Source organism: Ruegeria sp. CDSA020 (genome assembly GCF_059612345.1).
On record NZ_JBXWQK010000003.1, the window covers coordinates 96,525 to 114,007 of the forward strand.

At 56.5% G+C, this 17,483-nt stretch carries 22 protein-coding genes; 10 read left to right on the top strand and 12 right to left on the bottom strand.

The window, feature by feature from the left end; genetic code table 11:
• Positions 1-3: 3 nt before the first annotated feature.
• Positions 4-879: an alpha/beta fold hydrolase gene (locus AC2FJW_RS05890; protein WP_496749482.1), complete on the bottom strand. Its 876-nt coding sequence runs from the start codon at positions 877-879 to the stop codon at positions 4-6.
• A 110-nt stretch (positions 880-989) separates the two neighbouring features.
• Here AC2FJW_RS05890 and ppk2 point away from each other — a divergent pair, with 110 nt between their 5' ends.
• Positions 990-1,916, top strand: a complete 927-nt coding sequence (ppk2, locus tag AC2FJW_RS05895) for a polyphosphate kinase 2 (RefSeq protein ID WP_142632960.1) — start codon at positions 990-992, stop codon at positions 1,914-1,916.
• Between the two features lie 104 nt (positions 1,917-2,020).
• A complete protein-coding gene (locus AC2FJW_RS05900; protein ID WP_496705857.1) occupies positions 2,021-3,385 on the top strand; it encodes an MATE family efflux transporter in 1,365 nt (454 codons plus the stop codon).
• Positions 3,386-3,392: 7 nt separating this feature from the next.
• Here the strand turns inward: AC2FJW_RS05900 and AC2FJW_RS05905 are convergent, their stop codons facing one another.
• Both AC2FJW_RS05905 and AC2FJW_RS05910 read right to left on the bottom strand, forming a co-directional pair.
• The gene (locus AC2FJW_RS05905; RefSeq protein WP_271947903.1) at positions 3,393-3,794 is read right to left on the bottom strand and encodes a hypothetical protein; all 402 of its coding nucleotides are present in this window, start codon (positions 3,792-3,794) and stop codon (positions 3,393-3,395) included.
• Between the two features lie 11 nt (positions 3,795-3,805).
• On the bottom strand, positions 3,806-5,008 hold the full coding sequence (locus tag AC2FJW_RS05910; protein WP_496749483.1) for a pyridoxal phosphate-dependent aminotransferase: 1,203 nt from the start codon (positions 5,006-5,008) through the stop codon (positions 3,806-3,808).
• A 92-nt stretch (positions 5,009-5,100) separates the two neighbouring features.
• Between AC2FJW_RS05910 and AC2FJW_RS05915 the strand changes: the two genes are divergently transcribed.
• From AC2FJW_RS05915 to AC2FJW_RS05925, 3 genes are all read left to right on the top strand, one after another.
• Positions 5,101-5,490, top strand: a complete 390-nt coding sequence (locus tag AC2FJW_RS05915) for a helix-turn-helix domain-containing protein (protein ID WP_142632968.1) — start codon at positions 5,101-5,103, stop codon at positions 5,488-5,490.
• Complete coding sequence (locus tag AC2FJW_RS05920; RefSeq protein WP_496749484.1) at positions 5,490-5,747, top strand: succinate dehydrogenase assembly factor 2; 258 nt, start codon at positions 5,490-5,492, stop codon at positions 5,745-5,747. The genes AC2FJW_RS05915 and AC2FJW_RS05920 overlap by 1 nt, the downstream gene beginning before the upstream one ends.
• 77 nt (positions 5,748-5,824) lie before the next feature.
• Positions 5,825-6,322 carry a MarR family winged helix-turn-helix transcriptional regulator gene (locus AC2FJW_RS05925; RefSeq protein ID WP_271947897.1) on the top strand — a complete coding sequence of 166 codons (498 nt, stop codon included), beginning with the start codon at positions 5,825-5,827 and terminating at the stop codon, positions 6,320-6,322.
• Here the strand turns inward: AC2FJW_RS05925 and AC2FJW_RS05930 are convergent.
• From AC2FJW_RS05930 to AC2FJW_RS05940, 3 genes are read right to left on the bottom strand one after another with little or no spacing between them, the layout of a single operon-like run.
• Positions 6,316-7,044, bottom strand: a complete 729-nt coding sequence (locus AC2FJW_RS05930; protein ID WP_496749485.1) for a DUF1194 domain-containing protein — start codon at positions 7,042-7,044, stop codon at positions 6,316-6,318. The genes AC2FJW_RS05925 and AC2FJW_RS05930 overlap by 7 nt on opposite strands.
• Positions 7,041-7,745 (bottom strand): DUF1194 domain-containing protein, encoded by a 705-nt coding sequence (locus AC2FJW_RS05935; RefSeq protein WP_281994409.1) that lies wholly within the window; start codon positions 7,743-7,745, stop codon positions 7,041-7,043. Before AC2FJW_RS05935 ends, AC2FJW_RS05930 begins: the two co-directional genes overlap by 4 nt.
• Positions 7,742-8,170 carry a VOC family protein gene (locus tag AC2FJW_RS05940; RefSeq protein ID WP_142632976.1) on the bottom strand — a complete coding sequence of 143 codons (429 nt, stop codon included), beginning with the start codon at positions 8,168-8,170 and terminating at the stop codon, positions 7,742-7,744. The genes AC2FJW_RS05935 and AC2FJW_RS05940 overlap by 4 nt, the downstream gene beginning before the upstream one ends.
• Before the next feature lie 175 nt (positions 8,171-8,345).
• Here AC2FJW_RS05940 and thyX point away from each other — a divergent pair, with 175 nt between their 5' ends.
• Complete coding sequence (thyX, locus tag AC2FJW_RS05945) at positions 8,346-9,257, top strand: FAD-dependent thymidylate synthase (protein WP_281971864.1); 912 nt, start codon at positions 8,346-8,348, stop codon at positions 9,255-9,257.
• A 435-nt stretch (positions 9,258-9,692) separates the two neighbouring features.
• Here the strand turns inward: thyX and AC2FJW_RS05950 are convergent, their stop codons facing one another.
• On the bottom strand, positions 9,693-9,899 hold the full coding sequence (locus AC2FJW_RS05950) for a cold-shock protein (protein ID WP_496749486.1): 207 nt from the start codon (positions 9,897-9,899) through the stop codon (positions 9,693-9,695).
• A gap of 216 nt (positions 9,900-10,115) precedes the next feature.
• Between AC2FJW_RS05950 and AC2FJW_RS05955 the strand changes: the two genes are divergently transcribed.
• Entirely contained in the window at positions 10,116-10,433 is a 318-nt protein-coding gene (locus AC2FJW_RS05955) for an ArsC/Spx/MgsR family protein (protein WP_496749693.1), read from the top strand.
• A 41-nt stretch (positions 10,434-10,474) separates the two neighbouring features.
• Entirely contained in the window at positions 10,475-10,843 is a 369-nt protein-coding gene (locus AC2FJW_RS05960) for a hypothetical protein (protein ID WP_142632981.1), read from the top strand.
• 1 nt (position 10,844) lies between these two features.
• Here AC2FJW_RS05960 and AC2FJW_RS05965 read toward each other — a convergent pair whose 3' ends face one another.
• The 5 genes from AC2FJW_RS05965 to thrS form a co-directional block, all read right to left on the bottom strand.
• Positions 10,845-11,363: a hypothetical protein gene (locus AC2FJW_RS05965; protein ID WP_496695928.1), complete on the bottom strand. Its 519-nt coding sequence runs from the start codon at positions 11,361-11,363 to the stop codon at positions 10,845-10,847.
• A complete protein-coding gene (locus tag AC2FJW_RS05970; RefSeq protein ID WP_496749487.1) occupies positions 11,360-12,121 on the bottom strand; it encodes an HvfC/BufC family peptide modification chaperone in 762 nt (253 codons plus the stop codon). The genes AC2FJW_RS05965 and AC2FJW_RS05970 overlap by 4 nt, the downstream gene beginning before the upstream one ends.
• Complete coding sequence (bufB, locus tag AC2FJW_RS05975; RefSeq protein WP_496749488.1) at positions 12,118-12,975, bottom strand: MNIO family bufferin maturase; 858 nt, start codon at positions 12,973-12,975, stop codon at positions 12,118-12,120. The genes AC2FJW_RS05970 and bufB overlap by 4 nt, the downstream gene beginning before the upstream one ends.
• 74 nt (positions 12,976-13,049) lie before the next feature.
• The gene (locus tag AC2FJW_RS05980) at positions 13,050-13,352 is read right to left on the bottom strand and encodes a BufA1 family periplasmic bufferin-type metallophore (RefSeq protein ID WP_142632987.1); all 303 of its coding nucleotides are present in this window, start codon (positions 13,350-13,352) and stop codon (positions 13,050-13,052) included.
• A 221-nt stretch (positions 13,353-13,573) separates the two neighbouring features.
• A complete protein-coding gene (gene thrS / locus AC2FJW_RS05985) occupies positions 13,574-15,532 on the bottom strand; it encodes a threonine--tRNA ligase (protein WP_496749489.1) in 1,959 nt (652 codons plus the stop codon).
• A gap of 218 nt (positions 15,533-15,750) precedes the next feature.
• Between thrS and AC2FJW_RS05990 the strand changes: the two genes are divergently transcribed.
• Both AC2FJW_RS05990 and AC2FJW_RS05995 read left to right on the top strand, forming a co-directional pair.
• Positions 15,751-16,500 (top strand): alpha/beta fold hydrolase, encoded by a 750-nt coding sequence (locus AC2FJW_RS05990; RefSeq protein WP_496749490.1) that lies wholly within the window; start codon positions 15,751-15,753, stop codon positions 16,498-16,500.
• Positions 16,500-17,480 carry an alpha/beta hydrolase gene (locus tag AC2FJW_RS05995; protein ID WP_496749491.1) on the top strand — a complete coding sequence of 327 codons (981 nt, stop codon included), beginning with the start codon at positions 16,500-16,502 and terminating at the stop codon, positions 17,478-17,480. Before AC2FJW_RS05990 ends, AC2FJW_RS05995 begins: the two co-directional genes overlap by 1 nt.
• Positions 17,481-17,483: the final 3 nt, after the last annotated feature.

Here is a 17,483-nt window from a genome sequence, read left to right on the forward strand (position 1 = left end):
GCCTCAGCCGTCTGTCCACTCGATGATTGCCTGTGCCAATGCTTCGGGCTTCTGGTGGTGCAACCAGTGATCTGTGCCCGGAATATCGACTCGTGTGAGGTCGGGCGCGAAATCTTCCAGACCGTCTGTCGTCTCGGGCAGCAGCGCTTTGTCATCGGAGCCCCATAGCAAAAGATGTGGGCAAAGAACCATCAGCCGCTCGACCGGAAGCCGGGGCAGGTCTGTGCAGGGCTCGCCCGGTTTCGCCACAACCAGCGGAGATGCCCGATACCAGTTCAGCATGGCATTCAGACGACCGGGACGGGCCCATTCAGTGCGATAGTCCTCCATCCGGTCATCGGACAGCCAGTCCAAGCCCATCCCGTGGCGAAAGAAACTTTCTAAGCGGGTAAAATTGTTCGCGGCAAAGTGTGTTGCGGCATCAGGGGCCCGTAGCGCGTTAATATATTGAGAGGCCGCGGATTGTGCGCCGCCCGATGCCATAGCCCGTTGGAAGGGCACCGGGTGAACGCCGTTTGCGATAATCAGACGACCGACGAGATCTGGGCGGAACATGGCCAGGCCATAGGCGACCGCGGCGCCCCAATCATGGCCCAGAACACTGATTGGCGTATCCAGACCTTCGACAAGTGCGATCATATCCGAGACCAGCTCGGACGTGGCATATTGGCCGACACCCTCTGGTGCCCAGCTTTGGCCGTAACCGCGTTGATCAGGGGCAATGCAATGGAAATGAGATGCCAGATGTGGCGCCAGATCGACCCATGCCCCACCATATTCCGGAAAGCCGTGTAGCAACAGCAAGGGTGGCAGGTCGGATGACCCCCAACGGCGAATATGAAACCTCTGGCCATTCAGGATCTGAAATCGGGTTTCCATGTTTCTTGGCCTTTTCGCCGTATAAGTGAATTTGGTTTGACCCCAATCAAAGCGCGAAAGCTTCGGTTCTGCTAGCCGTTTTTTCGAACAGTGAAAAAAGGAGAATATGAATGGATGCAGCTGCGCAACCCGAGCAAAATCTACCACGCGTGAATGACGAAACACCTGTTGCAGGTGCTGTTTCCGAGCCAAGCCCGGAAAAGATCCGCAAGGCATTCGAAAGCGGAAGATATCCCTATCATCGCAAGATGCCCCGGCGGGTCTATGAGGCCGAGAAGGCCAAACTGCAGGCTGAGTTGCTTAAGGTTCAGCTGTGGGCGCAGGAAACCGGTCAACGGTTCGTATTGCTGTTCGAAGGGCGCGATGCGGCTGGTAAAGGCGGTACAATCAAACGGTTTATGGAACACCTAAACCCCCGTCAGGCGCGCGTGGTCGCCCTTAACAAACCCACCTGGGAAGAAAAGGGCCAATGGTACTATCAGCGCTATGTGCACGAGCTTCCCACCGTTGGTGAAATGGTGTTCTACGACCGCTCTTGGTACAACCGCGCCGGGGTCGAGAGGGTGATGGGGTTCTGTTCTCCGAACGAGTACCTAGAGTTTATGCGCCAGACGCCAGAGCTTGAACGGATGTTGGTGAGGTCGGGAATTCAGCTTTACAAATACTGGTTTTCGGTCACGCAACCCGAACAACAGCGGCGGTTTCAAAGCCGTGAGACCGATCCGTTGAAGCAATGGAAACTATCTCCGATCGACAAGGCAAGCCTTGGCAAATGGGATGACTATACCGAGGCTAAAGAGGCGATGTTCTTTTATACAGACACCGCTGATGCGCCCTGGACTATCGTGAAATCGAATGACAAAAAACGCGCTCGTCTGAACTGTATGCGCCACTTTCTGTCGACACTTGATTACCCGGACAAGGATCACGGCATTGTTGGCGAGCCCGATCCTTTGATCGTGGGTCAGGCGCATCATGTGATCCACCGATCCGAGCATATTCTGGGCAACGCGCTGCATCCTGACGCCCGCTGCTAGGCCTAAGGTTCGGGGCAGGGTACCTGTCCCGGATCCATGTCTCACTCTGAAATTTCTCTGTTCCGGTCTTGTCCCGGCCTTTCCTCGGGCCTATGGCTGGTGGAATGAATAAGGTGATGACATATCAAGGCCATTTCCGTGCCATTGCCGTCCTGGGCCTGCCATTGGTTGGCGGGCATCTGGCGCAGTTCGCAATCGGTCTGACGGACACGATCATGCTTGGCTGGTACGGGGTCGAAGCTCTGGCGGCGGTCACGTTGGCCAGCAGCTTTTACTTTGTCCTGTTCCTGTTCGGGGGCGGGTTCGGTCTGGCCGTTATGCCGATGGTGGCAACAGCCGCTGCCGAAGACGATGAAACCAGCATTCGCCGTTCGACCCGCATGGGGCTCTGGTTGTCGTTGCTATATGCAGCAGTGGTAATGCCATTGCTGTGGTGGTCATACCCGATCTTGATCGCCACAGATCAGGATCCACAGGTGGCGGAAACTGCATCGGAATACCTGCGGGTTGCAGGCTGGGGTCTGTTCCCCGCTCTGGTGGTAATGGTCTTGAAGTCCTACCTTGCGGCGTTGGAGCGAACCCAGGTTGTTTTGTGGATCACTGTTGCAGCTGCGGTGGTGAACGGTCTGACCAACTATGCTTTGATCTTTGGCAACTGGGGTGCGCCTGAACTGGGCGTGATGGGCGCCGCTATCGCTTCGGTCGTGACGCAGACCGTGTCGTTAATTGCGGTTATCATCTATGCTGTAAAAGTTCTGCCCGAGCATAGCCTGTTCCAAAGGTTTTGGCGGCCCGACTGGGAGATGCTGCTGAGCGTTCTGAAGCTAGGCATACCCATCGGGCTGACCCTGCTGGCCGAAGTGTCTCTGTTCGCGATGTCGGCCTTTATGATGGGCTGGATCGGTCAGGTGCCGCTGGCGGCGCATGGGATCGCTCTGAACCTCGCCTCGGCGACATTCATGGTGCATCTGGGCCTGTCCAACGCCGCCACGATCCGGGCGGGCAATGCGCTTGGCCGCAAGGACCGCGCGCATCTGGAAAAAGGAGCCGTCGCCGTGACAGGGATGTCCCTTGTGGTGTCTATCCTGACAATCATCCTGTTCCTGACCTGCGCCGAGCCTCTGATTTCCGTATTTGTGGAACCGCAGGATCCGAAACGCCCCGAGATTCTGGCCATAGGTACCGGATTGCTGGCCATGGCTGCGTTGTTCCAGCTGGTGGACGGTGCACAGGTGATCGCGTTGGGCCTTTTGCGCGGATTGCAGGATGCCAAGGTGCCAATGGTCATGGCGGGGCTAAGCTATTGGGTCGTCGGAATTCCGGCGTCCTACTATTTTGGGTTCATCCGCGGCATGGAGGGCGTCGGTGTCTGGTTGGGCCTTGTGCTGGGTCTTGCCTGTGCCGCCGTACTGTTGATGGCGCGCTTCTGGTTACGATCAGTGCGTATGATCGCTGAACCGGCAGCGTGAAGGCAAATTAGCCTTTGTTCAGCCGGTCGGCTTTCTTCCGAACCAATACGCTGCGCAGATCATGCATCGCCAGTAGTAGCCGGTCCGTAACGTCCTCGAGCTGTTGGTCAGTCGCTTTGGACTGGGCCCACTGTGTGGTTAGGTTCAGATAGTCCACCGCGCGGTGAATATCGTCGATATCGCGCTGCGCCAGAAGATCTTTACGTTCTGCCATCCAGCGCTCGATTTCGGCCTGATCCGCCTCAGTCAGAGCGCGCTGACCCTGCGGCTTCACCTCTCCATTGCGGATGTTGATGACCGCGATCTGGTTCATTTCAATCCGACGTTGGCGGTTTTCCGTGTCGATCCGGAAAACCGCGGCACCGTTTTCGCGTATGCGGAAATAGTACTCAGGCAATTCGGCAGTCATAAGGTCTCCGATCAGGTCAGCGAAGCACAAAACCTCTGAATGCGCGTGCAGGCTTCGGTCAGCGCTTCATCTGACGTAGCATAGCTGACGCGGAAGTTGGGGGACAACCCAAACGCAGCGCCGAAGACGACTGCAACGTCAGCCTCTTCCAAAAGCGCGGTTGCGAAGGCTTCGTCTGTGTCGATCAAAGTGCCAGCAGGCGTGGTCTTTCCGATCAACCCGGAAATGGAAGGGTAGACGTAAAACGCACCTTCCGGAGTTGGGCAGGTCACTCCTTCGATCTGGTTCAGCATGCTGATGACCAGATCACGGCGGCGTTTGAACGTTTCATTGTTCGGGGCCAGAAAGGACTGTGTACCGTTCAGCGCCTCTACCGCCGCCCATTGGCTGATCGAGCAGGGGTTCGAGGTCGATTGCGACTGAACCTTGCGCATTGCCGCAATCAATTCGGTAGGCCCTGCTGCATAGCCAATCCGCCAGCCAGTCATCGCATAAGCTTTGGATACACCATTGCAGGTCAGGGTGCGGTCATAAAGCCTGGGCTCGACTTCGGCCGGTGTGCAGAATTCAAACCCGTCATAGGCCAGATGCTCGTACATATCATCTGTCATTACCCAAACATGCGGGTGCCTGATCAGGACATCGGTCAAAGCTCTCAATTCCGCCCGGCTATACCCTGCACCGGTTGGGTTGGACGGAGAGTTGAAGATGAACCATTTGGTCTTTGGGGTAATAGTTGCCTCAAGCTGTTCAGCGGTTAGTTTGAAACTGTTCTCCAAGGTCGTTTCAACTGTCACAGGCGTTCCCCCTGCCAGAAGAACCATATCGGGATAGCTGACCCAATAGGGCGCAGGTATGACCACCTCATCGCCCGTGTTCATGGTGGCCATCAGCGCGTTATACAACGTCTGCTTGCCACCGGTTCCGATCGAGATCTGAGCAGGCGAATAGTCCAGTCCATGATCACGTTTCATCTTGGCGCAAACCGCCTGCTTCAGCTCTGGTATGCCATCGGGCGCGGTGTATTTGGTCTTTCCAGCGGCGATGGCCGCCACCGCAGCATCCTTGATGTTCTGGGGCGTGTCGAAATCTGGCTCTCCGGCGCTTAGGCCAATTACGTCTCGTCCGGCTGCCTTTAATTCGGCCGCCTTGGCTGTCATCGCGATTGTTGGAGATGGTTTTACGCGTGACAGTGTCGCAGACAGGAAACTCATGGTCGGCCTCAGTTTGTATGTTTAGCCTGACTGTCATAGGGTGCGCCCGAACGACGATCAAGCGATATAAAACAAGAGATTTGGAGACCCCAATGAACGACGAAAATGACTGGTACGGACCCGACGCGGCGACATTCGGAGACCGGCTGGCAGGGGCGCGTGAAGCAGCGGGGATGACGCAGGCACATCTGGCCCGCAGGCTGGGTGTCAAGAAGTCTACGATTGCCGCCTGGGAAAATGATCTGTCTGAGCCCCGGGCCAACCGACTGTCGATGATGGCAGGCATGATCAACGTTTCGATCATGTGGCTTCTCACCGGCGAGGGCGACGGGATGGACGCCCCTGTCGAGGCTGGAGAAAACGCACCTGACCTGGCCGGAATCGTATCCGAGCTTCGTTCAATCCGAGGCGAGATGCGCGCCAGCGCCGAGCGGGCTGCAAGGCTGGAGAAACGTGTGCGCATGATGCTGGAGGCGGAATAGTGACCGAACCGCGCAATGTCAGGATCAAACGGATGAAAATGCGTTCCATGCGACGCGGCATCAAAGAGATGGATCTGATTCTGGCTGCCTATGCAGACCGCAATCTGGACTCCATGGATCCAACAGGGCTGGATGTTTACGACGCCCTGTTGCACGAGAATGATCAGGACCTGTATCAATGGGTCACCGGCCAGGTCCTGCCACCTACCCAATTCTCGGACCTTATTTCCGAAATCGCACAAACCTTTCAAAAATAAAGATTATCCGGCTTAACTGATTTTTCGGCTTTTCGCTTCATTCTGCCTGAAACTGCGCGAATGAATCGGAGGATCGTATGAGTTTGGAAATGCAGGTCTCCGCGCCGGGGGTCAAAGGCTTCATGACCAGCTATCTTGAGGCACTTGCTCTGGTTGAGCGGCTTCATCGTTTGTTGTTGGACGTCATCAAAGATGAGTTTGAACGGGTCGGTGTTCTTGAGATCAACGCGGTTCAAGCGTTGCTTTTGTTCAATATCGGAGATCATGAGGTTACCGCTGGTGAATTGAAAAGCCGCGGCTACTATCAAGGCAGCAATGTCAGCTACAACCTCAAAAAATTGGTCGAGATGGGGTATATGCACCACCAGCGTTGCGAAATAGACCGCCGTTCGGTGCGTGTCCGGTTAACGCCACAGGGCCGGGAAATCCGCGATATCGTCTCCGAGCTGTTTTCGAGACATGCCGAAGGTCTACAATCGCGCGGCGTGCTTGGACAGGAAGGGATCGAAGACATTACCGGAGCATTGCGGCGGGTAGAACGGTATTGGACGGATCAGATCCGCTATATCTACTGATGCTTGGCCGGCCTCTGTCCCGCATCTGATAGAGTCAGGCCTTCAAGTTCGCGGATCAGTTTACGGGTCATTGCTTCTTCGTAATCGTCAAAGCCCAGGGCAACCTCGACAAAGGCGCCAGGACCAAGGATGACCCATGCTTTGAAATAGGCCAGCAGCTCTCCGACCTGAACATAGCGGGTGCTTCCGATGTCACGGTCGTCGGCACCGATGACCAGTCCATTGATCGTGATACCGTCGCCAGAGAGCTTCTGTTTCGCATTTCTTGGATGCAGGCCGATATTGTGCTTTCCGTCCCCCGACAGATCCAATGTCCGCTTCCAGCAATCGGGTTTCTGGCCCAAAAGCTCGGCACCGAACAGCATGGCGGACCCGACGGCGGTTCCTTGCGGAGCGCCGCTGCGTTTCACATGGTCGAGCAGGGTGGCTATGCGCCCCAGATCGAGGTCCGATTGTACTGCGGTCCAGCCCAGTAACAGGCGTTGGTGGCCGGGTTCGCTCCACTCATAAATCGCGATGTGTACCGGGTTTGCTGTGTTTGAAAGAAAGAGTTGCTTAATCTCGGGCCTGCGCAAAGCACCTGCCAAGCCGCCAAGCTGCAACCGGTATTCCGAGCTGTCGACTGATCCCGACACATCCAGGCCCAAAGCCAAAGCATGGCGGCATTCTGATGCCGCAGAGGTGGCCAATATGCTGACTATCGTTGCAAGCGCACGTATCATCGCTGGCCGGGGCCCGACAATGCACCGATCTGCATACCTTTTAGTTCGCGTTCAAGTTTGCGCCGCATGGCGCGTTCGAAATCCTGGAACCCGTCGGCGATTTCCAGAAACGCCCCGGGGCCGTACAGGACATTGTTTTCAAAGAAGGGAATCAGGTACAGCTCGCCTTCGAAGTCGGCGGCATTAATGACCAGGCCATTCACAATCGTATTCTCAAAGGGAAAATGCCGATAGGCGGAATCCGGGCCATATCCATCGTTGTTCGAACCGTCACCTGACAGATCAATGGTTTGAAAAAGACATGTCGGGGCCTGCTGCATCAGCGTCGCCCCAAAGGCCAGCGCATACCCCATCGCCGTGGCCGAGTCGCTGTCTGATCGGACCGATTGCTGTATCGTGGTCGCTGCCACCAGCAAATCGGTCTGCGTGTTGATCATCGTCCAGCCCAGTATGATGTGCTGAACGTCCCGGCCGCTCCATTCATAAACAGCCAGCGCGACCGGCATCGACGAGGAAAAGAAGGCCTCGGTCACCTCGGGGGCAACCAACGCTGCGGCAAGGCCCTGCCTTTGCAGCGCGTCCTCTTCTGCGCTTACCGATGTTGAAATGTCCATTGCCAGCGCAAGCGCAAGGCGACAGGGCTCGGCCCGCAGGGGGCTGGCTAAAAAGGCTAGGCCCAGTGTGATCAACCAGCGGATCACCAGTGCCCGGTGCTTTCCATGCTGGCCCAGGGTTCGGCCGGTTCCAGCGCATCACCGTTTTGTAGCAACTCGACCGAGATATTGTCGGGTGACCGCACAAACGCCATTCGGCCGTCGCGCGGTGGCCGGTTGATCACGACTCCATTGTCCTGCAGGTGCTGGCAGGTTTCATAAATATTGTCGACTCCATAGGCGAGATGGCCGAAATGGCGGCTGTCGTTGGGCAGATCGTCATCCCCATCCCAGTTATAGGTCAACTCGATTGGTCGATCCTCTTGCCCAGCGGGAGCCATGAAGATCAGGGAAAACCGCCCCTGTTCGCTGTCATAGCGGCGCGTTTCCTTAAGGCCCAGCAACTTGTAAAACGCCATGGATTTGTCCAGGTCCTTCACGCGAACCATGGTGTGGAGGTAAGTGAGCCCCATTGCGGGTTCCTTTCTGTTCCGGTGATGCCCTGCACCTTAGCGCGCGTACATCACGTGTCGAGAGGCCGCGCGGACACAATTCTGAAAATGCAAATGTGGGCGCACATATCGCGGTTCCTGTCTTTTGATTGGCGATATATAGTGGCAGGCGACTCATTGCTGGAAAGGAAATTTCATGCCGCTGTCCTCTGACCAACTGGCCGAGATCGAAGCGCAACGGGCGCAATCGCATCCAACACGCCGTGTTGTAGCTGCGGGGATGGAGGAACACCTGTACACGGCGCATCAGGTTCTGGACCACGGTTTTGTGCGCGTGATCGACTATATGGGTGATGACGCTGCGATTTGTCAGGCCGCACGCGTGTCCTATGGCAAGGGCACCAAATCAGTGCAAAATGACGAAGGGTTGATCCGCTATCTGATGCGGCACTGGCACTCGACCCCGTTTGAGATGTGCGAGATAAAGTTGCACGTCAAGTTACCGGTTTTTGTCGCGCGACAGTGGATTCGGCACCGGACAGCGAATGTGAATGAATATTCGGCGCGCTATTCGATTTTGGACCGTGAATTCTATATCCCGGCACCCGAGCACGTGTCCGCGCAGTCCGAGATCAACAATCAGGGTCGCGGCGATACGTTGCAGGGCGAAGAAGCCGCGCGCGTCCTTGAGATATTGAAAGCTGATAGCGCGCGTTGTTATGACAATTACGAGGCGATGATGGGTCAGGACGGGCAGCAAGGGCTTGCGCGTGAACTGGCGCGGATGAACCTTCCGGCGAATATCTACACGCAATGGTACTGGAAGGTTGACCTGCACAACCTGTTCCACTTCCTGCGTCTGCGCGCGGATCCTCATGCCCAATACGAAATTCGTGTTTACGCCGATGCCATGTGCAAGATCGTCGCTGATTGGGTGCCGGCCGCCTATAAGGCGTTTGAAGATTACCGCCTGGGTGCGGTCAATCTTTCCGCCCAGATGGTCGACAGCCTGCGTCGGATGTTGGCCGGAGAGACGGTCACTCAGGAAAACTCGGGCATGACCGGGCGGGAATGGCGTGAGTTCGAGGCGATCATCAAGGAAAGCTGAGTGCGCTTGCCGTTTGTCTATACGGGGCGTCATGAAATGGTTGCGATCGTTTCATGACACTTTCAGTTTTGATCAAAACCGGTTGTCTGACCCTGTTCATGCCTTGCGTGGCACAGGCCGAGTCCACCCATCGTCGATGGTGATTTGCGAACCCACGGCTACATGCACCAAAAACTTGCGCTCCAGTTCACCTCTGACCGGGCAAGAGCCGGGATTTGCGATCCTGAACAACTGATGGAAGTGTGGACTAGATAATCCGGCAACTGGACGATGGTGGTCACCTATGCGACCAGTACGTCCTGTATCGTGCCATGTGGCAAAATTGAACCACGCGCCCCGAAAGCAGCAGGGTGCGAGAATAGGCACATCACTTTCGATGGCCAACGGCCTGAAATTGGCCGTTGTCCTGATTTTCGTACCCGCAGTAACGGGATTTTACAGTGGCTTCAAATCTGAAGCCATTTGCCGGCCGTCACGTCCGTCTTCCAGTTCGTAAGCGACCTTTTGATTGTCAGCGAGTCCGGTAAGACCGGATCTTTCAACGGCCGAGATGTGAACAAATACGTCCTTGCCGCCCTCGTCAGGGGCAATAAACCCATAGCCTTTGGTGGTGTTGAACCATTTCACGGTGCCAATTGGCATTTCCCGTGTCTCCTTCTACTTGCACGTTGTCCCACAAAATTGGTGGGGGTAGGAATTGACGTCACCACAACACATCACCGTCTCGCGCTCACGACACGGCCCGAATTACGTGTTTCGTCTTTTTCAACATTGCACGGTGAAGTAAAAAATCAAGAAATACCGGAATACACTGGCGAATTTGCCGACGACCAAAATCAATACAGGAGCAGCCCGAAAATGCGCGTTTATGGACTGAAAACATGTGATACTTGTCGTAAGACATTGAAATCGCTTCCAGATGCAGAATTCATAGACGTCCGGGCGCAGGGCGTGCCAGCGGCGGTGCTGGCTCAGGCCCTGAATCACTTCGGCGAGGCTTTGCTCAATATTCGATCAACAACATGGCGGGGGTTAGATGCAGAGCAGCGCAAAAAAGAGCCGCTGGAGCTGTTGCAGGAACACCCCACCCTGATGAAGCGACCGCTTGTTGAGAAAGACGGTGCACTTTATCTGGGCTGGACGGCTGAAACGCAGGCAGCCCTTGGCGTTGGCTGAGTGGGTACTTATGTGGTTGGTCGCAAGCTAGAGGGTTCTAAATGCGTAACGCAGCGATGATTTTAGGGGTAGTTGCCGGTCTGATCGGCATGTTGGTCGGGTTTGTTGGCTATGGATATGTCGAGTTGATCGACAGGTTTGGCGAAATCGACGGGATTGCCGAGCAGGTGGACAATGCGCAGTTGATCCGAACCGCGGCGATCCTTGCGCCTTTATTGGCTATTGCGGGCGGGGCGATGGCACATGCCCGCGCTCTGATTGGTGGCGTGTTGCTGCTGATTTCTGCGGCTGGGATGTATTATGCGTTCGGGTTCAATGTGTTCACCATGTTCCCGGTCGCCTTTGCCGCCGTGGCGGGTCTCCTTGGGCTGGCCGCGGGTAAACCGGACGAGCCCAAGGCACATTTCTGAGTTACTTCAGGCGCAGGATGCGATCGATCGAGATCGGGCCTGCGCCGTTTATCGCGATGACCAGAAACAGGAAAGTCCACATCACGCGCTGATCCATCAAAGTAAGTGCGTTGTCGAACAGGCCTCCCAATTTGACGCCATGACCGGTCACGTCGACAATGGTCTGGACCCAAACAAACCCAATCATCCCAAGGGCTGCCACCCGGGTCAGCAGGCCGACCAGCAACAAGGCTGGCAGGACAAATTCGGCGACTGTTCCCAGAAAGATTACGACGCGTTGGAAAAAAGTCATCTGGGTTACGTCATAAAGTACGGCCTCTGCCGCTTTGGGGAAAATCTGCCCAAACGCCCCCGCTGACGGAGAGAAAATCGACCCGTCGATTTTCAGGGTGGCTGAGTTCCAGTAGTAGACAAGCAACACGGCAACAAAGACAAGACGCGCCAGGGTTGGTGTCAGCCAGTTGGCCGAGCTGTCGATCCGTCCCAGGACGTTGTTATGAAGAGAGATCAGGGCAGTCATGTTGCCAGCCTTTCAATAGTCACAGAAGTGATAGCGCCGCCCTGTAACAGCAGCGCCAGAGTGGCCCCAAGATCAAAATCCGGGGTGGTTTCGGTAGTGTTTTCAAATGCCTGTCCGATTGTGTTTCCGGCCTGCATCGCGGCGATCCAACCCGCCCCGCCTTGCGGCAGGGCCTGAGGAACAGGATCATATTCGCGGCGCGTGATCAGGGTATCTTCAGCACCAGCTTGGGGTTTCGGTGCGCCGTCTTCGGTATTGAACCGCCATATCGAAAAGATGGGCCAGTCCGAGCGCAAGATCTGCATCGAAGGTGCGAATTCCAATCGGGCCCGGAACAGATCTTCGGGTGGCACGGCTAACGCGTCGTCCGACGCTGGCACGCTGTCCGCCGCGTGGTAAGATCGGCGAAGGGCCAGCTCCAGTCGCGCCACATCGGGAAGGTACCCGATATGCGACAGCTGATCCATCCCGGCCAGGAAATCCGGAAACGCTTCGCCATAGAACATCATCAACGGCGAGGTTGGTGGGTGGCTGCGCAGAAAAAGCCCGGCCAACCCGTCCATGTTTTGCAAACCCAGCAACTTGGCGATAACCGGGAAGGCCTGATGCATGGCTTCGGTCAGCGAAACGGCAACATTGTTGCGATAGACACTGAAACGCCGTCCCGCCGGCTGATCCGACGCGTCCACAAGGCCCTCAGGCACCGACATGGCTGGATCCAGCAAAGCCAGGTGAAACTCTTCTTGCGACACGCTCATGCTGGAATGCGGTCCAGTGCCGCTTGGGCGCGATCGGCTTCGGCACGCAAGACAGGCCAATCAGGGACGTCGGTATCCCATTCCACAAGAACAGGTTTTGGTCCCGATTGTTCAAGCACATAGTTCAGAAGAGCCCAAACCGGATCAACCACTTCTCGCCCGTGGCTATCGATCAGCAAGGGATGCCCGTGGTCGTCTTCATCCTCATCATGCCCGCCAAGGTGGATCTCACCAACCTTGTCCAGCGGATAGGCGTCGATATAGCTCTGCGGTGAGAAGTCGAGATTTGTCGCCGATACGAAAACGTTGTTCACATCCAGCAAGAGCCCGCATCCGGTGCGGCCCGAAATTTCGCGCAGGAAGTTGGGTTCGGACCACGTGCTTTCATCAAACGCCAGATAGCTTGACGGGTTTTCAAGCAGCATCTGTCGCCCAACGACATTCTGAACTTGGTCGATATGATCGCAAATCCGTGCAAGGGTTGCGTCGGTATAGGGCAGGGGCAACAGATCATTCAGGAAGTGGCTGTCATGTGTCGACCAGGCCAGATGTTCGGAAAAGCTGGCGGGGTTGAGCCAGCCGACAAGGTGTTTCAAGCGGGCCAGGTGGTCGGTATCCAGCGGGCCTTCACCGCCGATGGACAGGCCAACGCCGTGGACGGAAATCGGGAAGTGTTCCGACAAGTGCCGCAGCTGTGCCAGCGGGCGGCCACCATCGCCCATGTAATTCTCGGCGTGGATTTCCAGCCATGTGACCGGTTGCGGGTGATCCAGAATCTGCTGGAAATGCTGAGGCTTATAGCCGACGCCTGGTGCCGTAGGCAGCCTGTTCGATCGGATTGTGCTGTCCAACATCTGGTAACCTCGCGGTCTTGAAAAAAGAGGCGGGCGATTCTTGCCCGCCCCTCAGATTTGGCAAAAACTCAGGCTTATGCCGGCAGGTCGCGCTCCAGCGGCTCGAGCGATCCCTTGCGGGCAGCGCCGTCAGCTGACTGAGGCAGGTCGATATCGGCGCAGGTGCCGGCATCTACCAGCGTCCAGGCATTGCCCTGATAATCAACAGTCGAGGTGCCCGCGCACGTGGTGCCAGGACCGGCGGCACAATCGTTCTGACCGGCCAGAGAAACGCCATAGCACTTTTCTTTGGCTTGTGCGGATGCGGTTGTGGCCATGCCTGAAACGGCTGCGGCTACGGCGCTTGCGATGACAAGGGATTTAGCGGTGTTCGACATCTCGGTTATCCTTTTGATGACTGCGTATGTCTGTGTTCGACAATGACAAAGGTAATGGGTTGCAGGTCACAGTTGAATTCACGAGCCTGTGTCTCACGAGCCCGTCAATGACTGTCATGACATCTTGCAAACTAATAGTTTGTTTTAGAAGAGATAAAACGCAAATGTTTCAATCCGACCCCTCAGAGGGGGCCGGATTTTGTGCAATTTGCCGCTGATTGTTACAGCAGGTCGGGCGGCGTAGCGGCCCGCGACAGTTCATTTGTTACAGCCTCAAGCGGCTGCACTTGTGTCTGTTTCTCACCAAGACGACGGACACTGACCGTGCGGTCCTCAACTTCACGGTGACCGACGGCCAGAATGACCGGAACTTTGCCGACCGAGTGTTCACGAACCTTATAGTTGATCTTTTCGTTGCGGATGTCCGCCTCGGCTCGGATACCTGCGCCCTTGAGTATCTCAACCACTTCCTGCACGTAACCGTCAGCCTCGGAGGTGATCGAAGCGACCACGACCTGACGCGGGGCCAGCCAGAAGGGCAATTTGCCCGCGTGTTCTTCGATCAGGATGCCGATGAACCGTTCGAACGAACCCAGCGTTGCACGATGCAGCATGAAGGGGCGGTGCTTCGATCCGTCCGCGCCAATGAAATTGGCGTCCAGCCGCTCGGGCAGGTTGGGGTCCACCTGAAGGGTGCCGCATTGCCAGGTACGGCCGATCGCGTCGGTCAGGGTGAATTCAAGCTTGGGTCCGTAGAAGGCGCCTTCGCCTTCGAGAAGCTCATAGTCGTATCCTGCGGCCTTGCAGGCGTCACCTAGGGCTTTTTCGACCAGATCCCAGCTTTCATCCGACCCGATGCGTTTTTCCGGGCGCGTCGAGAGCTTGATGGTCCAATCATGGAAACCGAGATCGGCATAGACCTTCGACAGAAACGCGATGAATTTTGCAGTTTCAGATTCGATCTGATCTTCGGCGCAGAAAATATGCCCATCGTCCTGGGTAAAGCCGCGCACCCGCATGATACCATGCAGCGCGCCAGAGGGTTCGTACCGCGCGCAAGACCCGAACTCGGCCATGCGCAGAGGCAGATCGCGATAGGATTTCAGACCCTGATTGAACACCTGCACGTGGCAGGGACAATTCATCGGCTTAAGGGCGTTCACGGCCTTTTCACGGGCATGTTCCTCGTCGACTTCGACGATGAACATGTTTTCCTGATACTTGTCCCAGTGGCCCGAGGCTTCCCACAATTTGCGGTCAACAACCTGCGGTGTGTTGACTTCGACATAGCCGTCACGCTCCTGCATGCGGCGCATATAGTCCTGCAGGGTGGTATAGATCTTCCAGCCATTCGGATGCCAGAAGATCTGGCCGGGAGCTTCTTCCTGCATGTGGAACAGGTTCATTTCGCGGCCCAGCTTGCGGTGGTCACGCTTGGCAGCCTCTTCCAGCATGTGCAGGTGCGCCTTGAGCTTTTCCTTGCCGGTAAAAGCCACGCCATAGATGCGTTGCAGCATCGCGCGGTCGCTGTCACCGCGCCAATAGGCCCCGGCGATGGACATCAGCTTGAACGCATCGCCCGGAACCTGGCCGGTATGCTGAAGGTGCGGGCCACGGCACAGGTCCTGCCAGTCGCCATGCCAGTACATGCGCAACGGCTCGTCGCCCGGGATGGCGTCGATCAATTCGACCTTATAGGGCTCGTTGTTTTCGGTGTAGAAATCAATCGCGCGCTGACGGTCCCAGACCTCGGTGGTCACGGTGTCGCGCTTGTTGATGATTTCCTTCATCTTTTTCTCAATCGCGCCGAGATCTTCGGGCGTAAATGGCTCGGCCCGGTCGAAATCGTAGTACCAGCCGTTTTCGATGACGGGGCCGATGGTGACTTTGGTATCGGGCCAGATTTCCTGCACGGCGCGGGCCATGATATGGGCGAGGTCGTGGCGGATCAGCTCGTTTGCCTGATCTTCATCTTTCATGGTGTGCAGGGCGATTTCGGCATCAGATTCAATGGGCCATTGTAGATCCCAATGCTGGCCATTCACCGTGGCTGAGATGGCCTTTTTGGCCAGTGAGGTCGAGATGTCGGCGGCCACCTGCGCAGGGGTTACACCCACGTCATAGGATCGTGCATTGCCGTCAGGAAAAGTGAGAGAGATTGACTGTGCGTCCAAGGCCATGGCTGGCTCTCCTCGTCGGTTTGGCGCCCACTGAACGCCCGGTTGCGGGTTATGTTGTGTTCGCTTCATTTGTCAGGTGGTGGTGGACCTGTCAAGGGCCGGCGCGAGGGACCAGCCCCTCGCGCTCCCCGAGGTATTTTTGGCCAGATGAAGGGGGATCTTGGAATTGCACTTGGGGGTGGGGCGTGCATGATGTCGGAAAAAGAAAAGAGGGTGTCATGGCAGCGACGAATTTTCTGGAAACGGCGCAGGGACGGCGGCTGGCCTATCACAAAAGCGAGGGCACCGGGCCAACCATCGTGTTTCTGGGCGGGCTCAAATCCGATATGGAGGGCACCAAGGCGGTGCATTTGGAGGTCTGGGCGCAGGGGCGAGGCCATTCATTTCTGCGGTTCGACTATTCAGGTCACGGTGAAAGCGGGGGCACGTTCGTAGAAGGATGCATTGGTGACTGGCATGAGGATACGCTGGCCGCGATCACGGAATTGACGGATGGGCCGCTGATTGTTGTCGGCTCGTCCATGGGGGGGTGGCAGGCGCTTCTGTTGGCCAAAGCGCTGCCAGATCGGATTCAGGGAATGGTGACCATCGCTGCTGCGCCGGATTTTACTGAGGACGGGTATTGGGCTTCATTCTCGGAAAACCAGAAACAGGCACTGGAAACTGTTGGCCATGTCGAGCTGCCTTCGGACTATATGGAGCCATACATCGTGACCAAACGGATGATCGAAGATGGTCGCCAACATTTGGTCCTGCGCAGGCCTCTGCATCTGCCTTTTCCCGTGCGGTTTTTGCAAGGTACCGAAGACACAGCAGTTTCAGCCGGAACAGCAGTGCGCCTGATTGAACATGCGTTCGGGCCCGATATGCGCCTGTCATTGATCAAGCACGCCGATCATCGCTTTTCGGATGGCCCATGCCTGGGGTTGATCGAACAAGCCGTTCTCGATGTGATGGCAGCCCAATAATGCGGATATTGGGTCGCGTTTTTCTGACATTGATCGTTGCGTTTGGCCTGATCTATTGGTTTGGCCCGCGTGAGAAGGTTGATCTGGCCCCAACATTTGACGCGCGCAAATTCGGTGAAGGGGTGCAGGTCTATTTCGAAAGTGTGGAATCTGCATTCGCCGACATCATTCCGGGGGTCGAAAAGCGAGTTATTTGGCAAGAGGGCTATAAAGAGCAGCGAACACCTGTTTCGATTCTGTATCTGCACGGGTTTTCTGCATCATCCGAAGAGATCCGACCGGTTCCCGATCTGCTCGCCGAAACGTTGGGCGCCAATCTGGTCTACACGCGGCTGCGGGGTCATGGTCGCGGCGGGGATGCAATGGGTGAGGCGACGGCCTCGGGTTGGATGCAGGATCTTGCTGAAGGGCTGGCTGCCGCACGGGCGGTTGGGGATAAGGTCGTGGTGATTTCGACATCAACCGGCGGCACGTTGGCAGCGGCAGCCGCACTGAATGAAGAGCTGAGCCAAAACGTTGCAGGGATCGTATTTGTTTCTCCGAATTTCGGCGTTAAAGCGGCCGGAGCATGGATACCCGGATTGCCTTGGGCGCGCATTTGGTTGCCCCTGATGATGGGTGAAACCCGGGGCGTCGCAGGGGTGAACCCGGAAAAGAACAAATTCTGGTCGGCGGTCTACCCTTGGCAGGCTGTGGTGCCGATGACAGTGCTGGTGGATGTGGTCTATGCGCTGGATTTTTCAGACGCAAAGGTTCCCGCGTTGTTCTGGTTCTCGAATGAAGATCAGGTCGTGCGTGCCGACCTGACCCACGAGATTGCCAAGGCATGGGGCGCCCCTGCGTCGGTTGAGCTGGTAACAATGGGGCCCGGGGACGATCCTAATTCCCATGTGATCGCCGGGCGGTTGATGTCTCCGGGGCAGACCGACGAAGTGGTGGCTGGTATCCTGAGATGGCTGAAAACCTTGGGGATCGAGTGAGGA